11 protein-coding genes are annotated in these 12694 nt (G+C 66.6%); 9 read left to right on the top strand and 2 right to left on the bottom strand.

The window, feature by feature from the left end:
• The first annotated feature begins 7 nt into the window (after positions 1 to 7).
• The 6 genes from AOZ06_RS56930 (at position 8) to AOZ06_RS29850 (ending at position 5793) form a co-directional block, all read left to right on the top strand.
• Positions 8 to 478 carry a DUF4265 domain-containing protein gene (locus tag AOZ06_RS56930; RefSeq protein WP_169799001.1) on the top strand — a complete coding sequence of 157 codons (471 nt, stop codon included), beginning with the start codon at positions 8 to 10 and terminating at the stop codon, positions 476 to 478.
• 325 nt (positions 479 to 803) lie between these two features.
• A complete protein-coding gene (locus AOZ06_RS29870; protein ID WP_157233335.1) occupies positions 804 to 1766 on the top strand; it encodes a YncE family protein in 963 nt (320 codons plus the stop codon).
• Between the two features lie 33 nt (positions 1767 to 1799).
• On the top strand, positions 1800 to 2642 hold the full coding sequence (locus tag AOZ06_RS29865; RefSeq protein ID WP_218921798.1) for a methyltransferase domain-containing protein: 843 nt from the start codon (positions 1800 to 1802) through the stop codon (positions 2640 to 2642).
• Between the two features lie 196 nt (positions 2643 to 2838).
• On the top strand, positions 2839 to 4341 hold the full coding sequence (locus tag AOZ06_RS29860; RefSeq protein ID WP_054292443.1) for a non-ribosomal peptide synthetase: 1503 nt from the start codon (positions 2839 to 2841) through the stop codon (positions 4339 to 4341).
• A gap of 104 nt (positions 4342 to 4445) precedes the next feature.
• Positions 4446 to 5153 (top strand): acyl carrier protein, encoded by a 708-nt coding sequence (locus AOZ06_RS29855; RefSeq protein ID WP_054292442.1) that lies wholly within the window; start codon positions 4446 to 4448, stop codon positions 5151 to 5153.
• Positions 5154 to 5178: 25 nt separating this feature from the next.
• Positions 5179 to 5793 (top strand): FAD-dependent oxidoreductase, encoded by a 615-nt coding sequence (locus AOZ06_RS29850; protein WP_083472024.1) that lies wholly within the window; start codon positions 5179 to 5181, stop codon positions 5791 to 5793.
• On the opposite strand, the gene AOZ06_RS29845 is transcribed toward AOZ06_RS29850, so the two are convergent.
• Positions 5758 to 6315 carry a hypothetical protein gene (locus AOZ06_RS29845; RefSeq protein WP_054292440.1) on the bottom strand — a complete coding sequence of 186 codons (558 nt, stop codon included), beginning with the start codon at positions 6313 to 6315 and terminating at the stop codon, positions 5758 to 5760. The genes AOZ06_RS29850 and AOZ06_RS29845 overlap by 36 nt on opposite strands.
• A 6-nt stretch (positions 6316 to 6321) precedes the next feature.
• The gene (locus AOZ06_RS29840; RefSeq protein WP_054292439.1) at positions 6322 to 7890 is read right to left on the bottom strand and encodes a hypothetical protein; all 1569 of its coding nucleotides are present in this window, start codon (positions 7888 to 7890) and stop codon (positions 6322 to 6324) included.
• Between the two features lie 123 nt (positions 7891 to 8013).
• On the opposite strand from AOZ06_RS29840, the gene AOZ06_RS29835 reads away from it, so the two are divergent.
• The 3 genes from AOZ06_RS29835 (at position 8014) to AOZ06_RS29825 (ending at position 12669) form a co-directional block, all read left to right on the top strand.
• Positions 8014 to 8595: a hypothetical protein gene (locus AOZ06_RS29835; RefSeq protein ID WP_054292438.1), complete on the top strand. Its 582-nt coding sequence runs from the start codon at positions 8014 to 8016 to the stop codon at positions 8593 to 8595.
• An 84-nt stretch (positions 8596 to 8679) separates the two neighbouring features.
• Positions 8680 to 10815 carry a chondroitinase-B domain-containing protein gene (locus AOZ06_RS54715; protein ID WP_083472023.1) on the top strand — a complete coding sequence of 712 codons (2136 nt, stop codon included), beginning with the start codon at positions 8680 to 8682 and terminating at the stop codon, positions 10813 to 10815.
• Positions 10816 to 10890: 75 nt separating this feature from the next.
• Complete coding sequence (locus AOZ06_RS29825) at positions 10891 to 12669, top strand: serine/threonine-protein kinase (RefSeq protein ID WP_063810132.1); 1779 nt, start codon at positions 10891 to 10893, stop codon at positions 12667 to 12669.
• Positions 12670 to 12694 lie beyond the last annotated feature (25 nt).

Here is a 12694-nt window from a genome sequence, read left to right as displayed (position 1 = left end):
GGCAGCCGTGACCACCGTGCGAATCCTTGTCGAGATCGGCCTCTCCGGACAGCCAGTGCATGAAGACGTCCCAGCAGTCCAGGAGGGTGCCCAGTGGCGCCTCACCGCGTCGCCAGGCTTGGCGATGGGTGCGGCTGCCGGAGATCTGCTGCGCGTTGGGCCAGATGGCTCCTTTGACGTCACAGAGCGCGGGGGCAACATAGCCGTGCACGTCAGTGCCCCAGCATCAGCTCGGGGGGAACTGAACCGGCTCCGTGCGGATGTGGAAATGCTGGGAGGGAACTGCGACGGGGTCGGCTGGACCCGGAACCGAACGAGCTCCCTGTCGGTGTTCACCCTTCCACTTGCTGCCGGATTTGCTCATATCGAGGCAGCCATGAACCGCTACGTGTCCGCCGTCCCTGCGGGGGAATGGTACTACGTGAACGTCTATGACCCGACTGACGACACGCGACCGCTGAACTGGTGGCTCGACTGATTGTCCCTGTGGGGCCAAACCTGGATCGGCAATTGGCCGAGCTGTTCAGGTGGACCGATGCGGCTGTCGTGAAGCTGTTCAACTCGGACCGTTTGAGCTGGGTATAGGACCTTGGGATCTGCGGATCGATGAGACGAGCTCCCTCCTTCATGGGAATTCGTTGTGAACGGCAATGTCGCAGGTTTGTTCAATCTGCGCGAATGGGAATCGGGTCGGTGTCACCAGATTTTGAGAGGGTAAGATGCGCAATCGGCTTCTCGCGAAAACAACATTCGTCCGGCGAACGCTTATACTGGCGGCAAGCTTGTCGGTGGCAGGAGTGGTCGTGGCTGCTCCTGCGTCTGCGGCGGGGTTGCCCCTGGCGGGCTACGGAGACATAGCCGTCGACGAGGTGAACAAGCAGGTGTTCATCACGGGCGGGCCGTCCTCGAACAGCGTGCTCGTCACCAACTTCTCCGGTCAGGTCACGAAAACCATCGACAACCAGCTCGGAGCGACGGGACTGGAGTTGTCGGCCGACAGCACCAAGCTCTACGTAGCACTGGCCAGTGGTGACGCCATCTCGGTGATCGACACGGCGACCCTCGCCGAAACGGCCAGGCACGCAACGGGCGCGCGAACCTGCCCAACCCACCTCGCGACAGCGGGCCCGTACATATGGTTCGGGTACGGCTGCGAAGGCACATTCACCGGCAAGATCGGCAGATACAACCCCACCACCGGTCAACCGGTCGGCAATCTCCAAGGCAACGCGAGATTCCAGCGCGCTCCTCTGCTGACGGCGGCCACCACGGCGACGGGCCCACTCGTGGCGGGCCAGTTGGGGCTCAGTTCCTCCACGGTGCAGGTCTACTCGCTCAGCGGTGAGTCCCTGACCGCAGGTGCGAACGGTGACGTGGTCGGTGCCAGTCTGACTGACCTCGACATCACGCCTGACGGCACAACGCTGTTCAGCGCGGCCGGTGCCCGCGACCGGGTTGACGCCTTCGCGCCCACCGACCTCGCTGGTCGTGGGGCGTACAGCGTGCGGCCCAGGCCCAACTCCGTGGCGCTCAACGCCGGCAACACCCACATCGCCACCGGGGCCATCACCGGTGACAACAAGGACATCCTCGTCTACAAGCTCGGAGCGAGTGTCCCTGCCAAGACCTTCGCGCTGGGTACGGGTGACGTCGTCGCGCCGCGTGGGCTGGCCTGGGCTGCGGAGGGCAACAGGTTGTTTGTCGTCAGCCAGCACGACAATGAGCCTGAGCCGCAGTTGTCCGTCTTCACCAACGCCACGGGGTGACCGTGGGCGCCACGGGCCCGCACCGCCGCAGTGGTGTGGGCCCGTTGGTGTGATCATCGCGTTAGTGTCGAAGGCATGCAGGAGAACCCGGACACCTTCGACACCGCCATGACCGCCTGGCAGCAATGGCAGGACTCGCCATGGGGCCGCCTTCGCTACATCCAGGCCGAAGCCAACCTTGACCGTCATCTGGGCAGCTTCGACGCGGCGCCGATCCGCGTTCTTGACCTCGGCGGTGGTGACGGTGGTGACGCGATCCGGTTGGCTGCCAAGGGCTGCGACGTCACCATTGTCGACCACGCCACCGGCATGCTGGCTGCGGCGGAGCGTCGGGCGGCCGAGGCTGGCGTCACCGATCGCATCCGGTGCGTCGAAGCCGACGCCACCGACCCGCCGGCCGATCCGGTTGGCTATGACCTTGTGCTCAGCCACAACTTGCTTCAGTACCTGCCCGACACCGCGCAGGCGCTCGCCGCTGCTGTCCGGCTGGTTCGTCCCGGCGGTCTGTTCTCACTGATCAGCATCAACCGGCACTCCGAGCCGTTGAACCTGGCCATCCGGCAGGACGATCCCGCCGCGGCTCTGAAGGCATTCGACACCGACCAGGCGCGTACCCGTACGTTCGGCACAACGATGACCCTGCGCACGGCCGAGGAAGTGAACGAAGTCCTTGACGAGCTGGGTTGTCCTGCTGTCGCCCGTTACGGCATCAACAGTGTCAACCACTACATGACCAACGACGAACGCAAACAAGACCCGGACTTCTTCGCCGACCTGGTACGCCTGGAGCTGGCGGTCGCCGACCGGCCACCATATCCGCTGACCGCGCGGTTCTTCCACATCGTCGGCCGCAAGGCTGTCCATTATGGAGATTGAGGTTCGCTCGTACACCGGCTGATCACCGATTGTTCTGCTCTCGGTTGGGTTTCGGGGCGATGTGCTGTGGTGGACTTGACCGACCGCCGCGATACCGTGCGGTTTGGCGAGTTCCCGCCACATGTTCCCGGCCCGGCCGCTGCGCAGAGAGGGCACTTTTCCCGATGTCAGCCAAGTTCCACGATCGGCCACCGCGGTGACCACCCGATGGCTTCCTGACCTGAGCAAGAGCCTGTGGCGGGTGTCCGGATTCCGCAACCTCTGGCTCTCCCAGACCGTCACCTTGTTCGGTACGAGTGTCACACTGCTCGCGTTACCCCTGGTTGGCCTGTTCTACCTGGACGCCTCCGCTTTCGAAGTCGGCCTGCTGTGGGCTGTGGAATACCTGCCGATCGTGCTCGTCGGCCTCCCGGTCGGAGTTTGGGTCGAGCGGCTTGCGCTGCGGATGGTGATGGTCGTCCTGCCGGAGCAACCACTTGGGCCGGGTGACCGAGTGCTTGCCGGGTTCTCCGTGGCCTTCGACGCCTCCTGCGAGGAGATGTGGCTGGCGTGGCGCAACGGAGCGTGCTTGGTTCCGGCGCCGCGACTGCTGGTCCGGTCCGGCGTGGATCTGTGCCCGTGGCTTGTCGAACGTGGTGTCACCGTCGTCTCGACGGTGCCGACGTTGGCCGCTCTGTGGCCGAGTGATGGGCTGAGTGGCGTACGGCTGCTTATCCTCGGCGGTGAGGCGTGCCCGCCGGAGCTCGCCACGCGATTTCTGAGTGACGACCGCGAGGTCTGGAATACATATGGGCCAACCGAAACAACCGTTGTCGCCTGCGCGTGGCGGATGGTCCGCGACGACACAGTGCGGATCGGGCTTCCGCTGGACGGCTGGACGCTCGCGGTCGTCGACGCGGAGGGCGCGCCGGTCCGGTGGGGTGAGGTGGGCGAGTTGGCGATCAGTGGCGTCGGCGTCGCCAGGTATCTGGACGCGGCGAACGACGCCGGGAGATTCACACCGAGCCAGCGGTCCGGGCGGGCGTATCTCAGCGGAGATCTCGTGCGCGCGGACTCGTCCGGGCTGGTTTTCGTTGGCAGGAAAGACGAGCAGGTCAAGATCCGGGGGTACCGGGTCGAGCCGTCCGAGGTGGCCGCGGCCCTGTCCGCGCATTCTTCGGTACGTCAAGCGCATGTTCGTGTGGTCGATGACGACAACGGCAAGCGGCTCGTGGCGTACGCGGTCCTCGATGACGATGCTGTGGAGGTGGCGGAACTGCGCCGGTATCTGACAGCGAAGCTTCCCGCGGCGATGATTCCGGACTTCTTCGTCCTGCTCGGCAGCATGCCTGTCACCACCAGCGGCAAGGTCGACGTTCGAGCGCTGCCACCGCCGGTCTCCGAAGTGCGTCACGTCACCGGGACGCCAGTGACCACTGAGGACTTGATCGCCGCGATCTGGTGCGAGGTCCTCGGCGTGCCCGAGGTCGGTCTTGACGACAGTTTCTTCGACATAGGCGGACATTCCTTGCTGGTCGCGCGAGTGCGTGACCGGCTCGCCGAGACCGGGCGACCCATCCCCGCGGTGGCGATGTTCAGCCATCCCACGGTCCGGCGGCTCGCCGGCTACCTCAAGGACGCGGATGACGGCGCCGAAGAGGTCCCAAGTGGACCGAGGCGGCAACGGCCCCGTCAGTGGCGTGACCGGCTGGTCACCTAGCTGAACAATGGTTTCCGTTGTGAGTAAAGGGAAGTTGTTAACGATCCGATCGGGGTCAGTTCACGCCCGGTTGGACCCGGTGACGTGACCGCAGGATCAAATCGTTGTCAGACAAAGCCGCTCGCGGCGCACAACCGCTGCCGGTCGAGCGGTGCCTGCGTGACGCCCGCGCGTTGCGGGTCGCGGGCGGTGTCGACGTGATGATGGACCGGTGGTCGGCCGAAAGCAACCTGCCGGTGTCGTACGAAGCCGACCTTCCGTCCAGGACGTGGGGCGACGGCGACCGTGACTACGTCGAAGCGCAGGCCGTCAGGTTGGCGAAGACCGGACGGGCACTGGCCGAGCGGCTGTCGCGGCCCGAACTGTTCGCCCGGCAGCGCACCACCGCACTGATCGGCCGGATCGGCAGCGAACTGCTCGGGATGGCGGTCGTGCTGGCCCGTTCCGCGGTCGCCCCGGACCTCGCCGACGCCGCCTGCGAGGCCGCCCGCCGCCGTGTCGACGGCCTCTGGTCGGACTTGTCCGCCGAGTTGGCCACGGATGCCGGCGCGGCGGCTCGTGTGGGTGAACGGTGTCTGGCCGATGCCGACGATCACGGGATCGAGGCCGTTGTCACGGACATCTGGTGCGACCTGTTCGACGTCCGGGTGATCGAACCGGACGCCGACTTCTTCTCCCTCGGCGGGCACTCGATGATCGCCGTGCGGATGGCGGCCAGGCTGCGGGAGCGGCTGGGGCTGCGCGTGCCCGTCCGGCTGATCATGGAGAACCCCACGGTGCCCGGCCTGACCCGCTGTCTGGCCGAAGCTTGATCCCCCGGTGGAACGGAGAGCCGAAATGTCCGCAGAGGACAGTCGTGTGCACGACGTTGTCGTGGTCGGGAACGGCTCGCTCGGGCTGTCGCTCGGACTCGTGCTGGCCAGGCGTGGCGTGCGGGTGGCCGTGCTCGGCCGCCCGCACCGGCCGGGTGCGGCGTCGACGGCGGCCGGAGCGATGATCGGGACCTTCGGCGAGGTCACGACCACGCTCCTGAAGAGCGACTACGGGCGGACCAAGCTGGACTGGGCGTACCGCGCGAGCAGGATGTGGCCGCAGTGGCTGGCGTCGCTGTCACCGGACTCGGACGGCACCGACCTGCTGACCGCCGACGGCACGATCGTCATGCTGAACACCATCGGCCTCCCGGAGATCGACACCGAGAACTACCGCGCGATCCGCCGTGCGCTGACCGAGTACGACGAGCCGTACGAGGACATCGAGGACATCGGCTGGCTCGATCCCGAGCCGGCAGCGCGTCCGCTGCGGGCGATGTTCCTGCACCACGAGCACGCGGTGAACGCCCCCGAACTGCTTGTCCGCCTGGAGAAGGCGTTCCTCGGCGCCGGTGGCGCACTGATCACCGAACAGGCGACGCGGTCACGACACCTCGTCGTCGAGGAATTCCTGGTCTGACTGCCTGTGTTCGCGTTGGATGCTCGCCCGGACTTCGACACGGCGCACGGCCGCCGCGGAGTGGTTTCCCCGCCGCAGTTCGCGCACCAGGTCGGTGACGTTGTGGAGCAGGTCTTCGACCGTGTCCTCGACGGCCGTCACACGCGCGACCAGTGCGTTGGCGTCGTTGCCCATCTGACGAGCTGTCCTGCGGCGACCGCGCCCATCGGCCTGGTTCTCCTGGTGGATCCACGCGGCGAGCATCACCTCCAGTTCGAGTGCGGCGGCGACGATGGACTTGCTGTCGACGACGATCTGCTGCGCGTGGTTCAGCGCGTCCCCCATCGCCTCCGGGGTCCGGCGAACGGAAGCTTTCAAGTGCTCTGTCAGGTCGTCCAGATCGTGGCGTACCGCCCTCGTCGCAACCAGGCTGTTCGTGATCTTGTCCTTGTACTCGTTCTCCCTGATGGCTCGGCCAAGGCGTTGGCGTGACCTGGTCGCACTGCCGAGCCACCTGCGCAGGAAGTCCGCTTGCGTCGCCACGATGGTTCACCAGCCGGCCGAGGACCAGTGCACTTCCGAGTAGCGACGCAGTTCGCCCGCTGCGTCGCGCAGACCGGTGAGTGCTGTCTTGGCCTGGGCGGAGTCGGCGAGCCGGTCGATCCACGACCGCACGGTCGCCAGTTCGCGCCGCACTGTTCCGGCCGTTTCGATCGACGAGAGAAGGCGTGCTGCTTGTTCGGCGTCCCGCCGCAGTCCGACCGCCAGGTAGGAGAGTCTGGTACCGGTCGCGTGGCGTGGCAGTCGTTCGATTCCGGTGAGCAGGTCGGCTATCAGCTGCGGAACGGCGTCCGGCTCGCGCGGCCTGATCGGCCACTGGAAGATTCTCGCGCCCGGCTCGCCGTCGGCGGCCTCCGGCGGATCGACCGCGTGCCGGGATTCGCCGGAGTGCTGCCCACCGGAACCGGCGGCCCGCTGTTCTCCAGGGGTGTCGAGAAACGCGCGAGTCGCCAGTGCCGCGACCTCGAAGAACCACCACCGGTCCGCCAAGGACGGGAACCGCTCGGGCTGGCACGTGAGCCGCAACGCCACCACTGCCAGTGCGATCAGTTTCTGACGCGGCCAGTCGTGACCCGCTCTGCTCTTGAGAGCAAAGGCTTCCGATGCTTCGTGGATGCGGCGGCTCACCTCGATGTAGCCCGCGGTTGGTGGAGTCCGCGGCGCCTTGTGCGGTTCGACGACCAGTTCGGCGAGCCTGCCACGCAGGGCGGTTCCGGCTACGAGGTCGGACATCCACACGGCCGCGACTGATCCGAGAAGTTTCATCGGATCGCGTGCCAGCGGTGCGTCCGCGGCGAATCTGCCGAGGTCGAGCAGCTTGTACTGGTCCGGCAGCACCGGCTCCGTCGGAACGAGGAGGTTGTGCGCGTGCAGGTCTCCGTGACCTCTGCCGAACCAGATCTCGACTGTCCTGCCCGGCGACCGCAGCAGCGCCAGTGGATTGGGCAACGACGAATCACGCCCTGGAACGTGCACGTGGGCGTCGGTGTGGTTCTGGCCGGTCTCTCCCAGGAAGGTGTCCAAACCGCCGCCCGGCTCCAGGTAGTCCCCCATGGCCGTGCGGACGTGCTCGGCGACATCGACGTTCTCGTGGCGGAACGGCGTCCGGTCGTTCCAGTCGATGTGCACGGACTCGACGATGGTCGCGCAGTGATCACCCAGGTCCGGGTCGTCCAGGACTTCGGCAAGCGCCCGCCACCGGCTCATGTGCCCGCCACCGACGTCCTGGACGTGGATGTGCCAGCGCGACCCCGGGAGGGTCTGCGAGACGCTCGTCGGGACGATGTGCCTCTCGTAGAAGCCGGTTGGCGAGTGTTGCTCCGCGAGCCTGACGTTGGTCGACTCGAGTTTCCCCAGCGCGGGCGGTATCAGCTTGATGATCTGGTCGTGCGTTTCGTTCCGGGTCACAGTCCGCACGCGTGCCACCGCCGAGCCGCTTCCGCCGGACAGCCAGGTGCGCCATTCGAGGCTCACCGCGGTCGTGTCCGCCCAGTCGCGGAGCGCTTCGACGACGTCGGCAGGCACTCTCTCCAGCCACGCTTTCTCGTTGACGAGCACAGCCGGCCCCTCACCTGTTGGGCGGTCTCCTTCGGCGCGTGTTCCTCGATAGGGTCGTTCAGCGACACCGCGTGTCTACCCGGACGAACGGACCGCTGGTATCCGCCAGCAGGGTGGAGGGCCATGCAGTCCGCCGACGGAGCGCCGCAACCGCAGGCAGAGCAGGTCGCACTCGCCAAATGGCACATCGACCGCTACGACCGCTTGCGAGCGTCGACGGCCAGCCGGGCTTCGGTGGTCCTCAGCGCCGGTGCGCTGCTGTCGGCAGGCAACGCCGTCATCCTGGTGCAACTGCTGGGTGGGTGGGGAAACGCGTGGCTGATCGCCGCCTTCAGCCTTGGCCTGGCCGTCAGCGGCTGCCTGGTGGTGGCCTCTCTCATCGCCGCGGCAGGCGTCCTGGTCACGGTCAAGGACAGCCGGACTCTCTTCGCCGGAGGTGCCGAACTGCCTCCAGCGCCGATCTTCAACGGTTCGTACACCGCGCGACACCTGGCCTTGTTCCAGGATTTCCGATCAGCGGTACTGGCTCAGGACACCGCGAGTGTCCTGCAGGCCGCGCACGTCGAGCTGTGGGTGGTCATCCGTCAGCACCGGCACCGCTACGACCGGCTCCGCCGAGCAGTGCGCACGCTGCGCTGGGCAGCTCTGGTGTTCCTGGCCGTCTTCCTGGGACTGCTGATCAACAATCTGATCAGCCGGCTGTGAAGGATCTGCGGTGCTCCCACCGGCGACTCGGGACCGGTCCCGCGTGGATGGGTGTAGTTGCTAGAGGGACCCAGGAGGTAACGCATGCGAGTCTTTCGTGTGGTTGTGCCGGTGCTGCTCGTGGCGCAGCTGCTGGGAAACGCCGGTTCGGCTGCGGCGGACGACGCTCGTACCTGCGACTACCCGGCGGACGTGCTGGATCTGCGTAACTGGTACATCGGGTTGCCGGTCGGGCAGGGCGGGAAGCCGCTCAACGTCGAGCAGCCCGCGCTCGCCACCTACTCGATCGACCCGTGGTTCCGCGCTACGCCGGACTGTTCGGCTGTCCAGTTCCGTGCCGCTGTCGACGGCGTCACCACTCCTGGGTCCAAGTATCCGCGTTCGGAACTGCGGGAGATGACCGGTACGGGTACGGCGAAAGCCAGCTGGTCGTCGACCTCCGGCACGCACACGATGGTGATCGACCAGGCCATCACCGCGCAGCCCGGCCAACGGCCGAACGTCGTCGCCGGGCAGATCCACGACGCGGACGACGACGTCTCGGTGTTCCGGTTGGAGGGCAGCAAGCTCTACATCACCGACGGCGACACCTTGCACAAGCTCGTGACCGACAACTATGTGCTCGGTACGAGGTTTCAGGCGAAGTTCGTGGTCGGCGAGGGAAAGGTCAAGGCGTACTACAACGGCGTCCTGCAGGCCACTCTCACCAAGAGCTTCTCCGGCGGTTACTTCAAGGCGGGCGCGTACACGCAGGCCAATTGCGGCAATGCCTCCCCCTGCAGTCCCAGCAACTACGGTGAGGTGAAGATCTACGGGCTGAGTGTGCGTCATCACGGCGAGCACGGTCGTACCGTCGATGTCGCGAACTCCGCCGAGTTGGCGAGCGCGTTCGCCGACGCCAAAGCCGGCGACCGGATCGTGCTGGCTGACGGCAACTACGCGATCGGTGACATCACCGGCAAGAACGCGACCGCCCGGCACCCCATCACGGTCACCGCGGCCAACCGTGGCAAGGCAGTCGTCGACGGCGGTCGGCTGGCGGTGACGAACTCGTCGCACGTGACCTTCGACGGGCTGAAGTGGACCACCAGCGACACCGTCGGGATCACTGGGTCGAACAACATCCGGTTGACCCGCAACCACTTCCGGCTCACCGAGCGCGGCCCGCTGAAGTGGGTGGTGATCGGGGGCGACGGCAGCCACCACAACCGGATCGACCACAACCTCTTCGAGGAGAAGCGCCAGCTGGGCAACTTCGTCGCGATCGACGGATCAGGCACCCAGCAGTCCCGGCACGACCGGATCGACCACAACCACTTCCGTGACATCGGCCCGCGCGCCGCGAACGAGATGGAGGCCATCCGGGTCGGCTGGAGCGGAATCTCCCAGTCCAGCGGATTCACCGTCATCGAGTCCAACTTGTTCGAGAACTGCGACGGCGACCCGGAGATCATTTCCGTGAAGAGCAACGACAACACCGTTCGCCACAACACGTTCCGCGCCTCTCAGGGAACTCTGTCGCACCGGCACGGCAACCGTGGCACGTTCCACGGCAACTTCTTCCTCGGCGAGGGAAAACCGGGAACCGGTGGAATCCGGATCTACGGTCAGGACCACAGGATCTACAACAATTACTTCGAAGGCCTGACCGGCACCCGCTATGACGCCGCACTGCAACTCGACGGCGGTGATGTGGACACCTCGGGCGCGTTGAACGCACATTGGCGCGTCTATCGGGCGACGGTGGTGAACAACACCTTCACGGGCAACGTCTCGAACATCGAGATCGGCGCCAACTACGAATACGCACCGGTCGACTCGACTGTCGCGGGCAACGTCGTCACCGGCGGTCAAGGCAAACTGTTCAACGAGGTGAAGGCGCCGGTGAACCTCACCTATGCCGGGAACATCGCGTGGCCGACCGGGACGGCATCCGTCGGCGTCACCCGGCCCGTGACCGCTGTCCGAACAGCCGACCCGCTGCTCATCCCGGACGGCGCAGTGCGCCGGATCGGCGCTGGGAGCCCGGCAATCGACGCGGGCAATGGTTGTCACACATTCGTGACCCACGACATGGACGGTCAAGCACGTATCGGCGAAGTCGACGCCGGGGCCGATGAAAGATCGTCGTCCCCGGTCACCCGACGGCCTTTGACCGTGGCAGACGTGGGTCCGGCAGCCGCGCGGGAACTCATTGCCACGCCGCAATTCCGATCATGACTCGACATGGTGCCGCGTCGTTCGCGCGAAAACTGCGCGTAGTGTGCGCGGGGCGAATTCGATAGAGTACGCGGAGTGCGCACTGGGGATATCGTGGATGGGCGGTACCGGCTGGAGGACGCTCGCGGTTCGGGGTCGGGCGGCATTGTCTGGACAGCATTCGACCGGAAGCTGAAACGAACCGTGGCGCTGAAGCGGCCGCACGCGGTGGCCAGCCAGGCCGACCGGATTCAATTCCGCCAGGAAGCCGAGATCGCCGCGCGGGTGCACCACCCGAATGTGATCTCGGTTTTCGACACCGTCGACGGTGACGAGTGCTGGCTGGTGATGGAGTACTCGTCGGCCGAAAGCCTGGACAACCTGCTGGCGGCCGGTGGCCCGATGCCGGTCGACCGGGCCGCGAGGATCGGGGTGCAGGTCGCCGCCGCGCTGGTCGCCCTGCACGCCAAGCGGATCGTGCACCGGGACGTCAAGCCGGGCAACATCCTCGTCGGCGATCAGGACGTCGCGAAACTCACCGACTTCGGCATCTCCATCTGGCGCGAGGAGACGCGGACCGGCGACGGAACGTTCAGCGGCACTCCCGCGTACGCCGCGCCCGAAGTGGCCGACGGCCGGTCGGCGACGGAAGCGTCGGACGTGTTCTCGCTCGGTGCGACGCTGTTCGCCGCTGTGGAAGGGACTCCGCCGTTCGGCACGGGCGACCCCGGTGAGGTGCTGCGCCGTGTGCGCGCGGGCGACATGTTGCCGATGCGCCGGGCGGATCGGCTTGCGCCGCTGTTGTCACGCATGCTGACAGCGGAACCGGGAAAGCGGCCGACAGCCGAACAGGCGCGGCAGCGGCTCCAGGACATCGCGGGCGAGTGGGTGGTGTCGTCACCGCCGGTGCGTGCGGCGTCCGTTCCGTTCTGGCGTCGCCGTGTTTGTCAAGTAGTTGCCGCGCTGGTGCTGGTCGTCGGGGTAGGCGCGGCCATATTCCTGCCTGTGGACACGCCGTCGGCCGAGCCATCTCGTGACGTCCCGCTCGGCACCGGCCTCGTCGGCGACGAGCGGACGGTCGACCCTTGCGCGCTGGTCGACAGGAAAGCCATGGAACGGTTCGGCCCGGCGAAGCTGGATCCCACCTACGGCAACTTCAACCGGTGTGACGTCCTGATCAACACCGGTGCCCGGGAATCGGTGGACGTCGAAGTGCAGATCGTCACCCGCAGAGCCGCCGACGTGCACGGACATCCCGGTGAGGTGATCGCCGAGAGACCCGGGGACAGCGACGAATGCGACCGCACCATGCTGCTCGACGACACCTACGCCATCCGGATCACCGCGAACATGGCCAATCCCACCGCGGACTTGTGCGCCATCGCCGATGCCGCCGTACACATGGTCAGCAAGGCCGTCGCCGGTCGGCAAGGACCGTTGCCGCGCCGCGCAACCCCGTTGCCCCAGGACTCGCTGGCGCAGGTCGACACCTGTCCGTTGCTGGACAAGACCGCGCTGGCCCAGTTGCCCGCGATCGACCCGGCAACCGCGACGCCCGACGTCGGCAACTGGGCGTGCAAGTGGTACAGCCCGAGTACCCCGACCGTGGTGCACCTGCGTTACGACCAGCACGCGGCCAAAGACCCGATCTCGGGCGAGAAAACCCAACTGGGCGACCACACCGCCTACGTGAAGCTGGACGTCGACTCGGGCGCCAGTTGCACGGTCAGCGTGCGCCACCAGCCGGCGAACCAGCAGTGGCGAAGCGCGATCGACCTCATGGTGCTGACGGTGAGAGGCGACCGGCGCGGCGAGGAGTACTGCGCCACGGCGACCAGCTTGGCCGCGTCCGCCGCCGCGAAACTGCCGCGCTGACGGGCTCCGCGGCACGGAGCCCGTC

It is taken from the genome of Kibdelosporangium phytohabitans, assembly GCF_001302585.1.
Classification (GTDB): Bacteria; Actinomycetota; Actinomycetes; order Mycobacteriales; family Pseudonocardiaceae; genus Kibdelosporangium; species Kibdelosporangium phytohabitans.
Note: the sequence above shows the minus strand (reverse complement) of the source record. Positions and strands in the feature narration are given on the sequence as shown.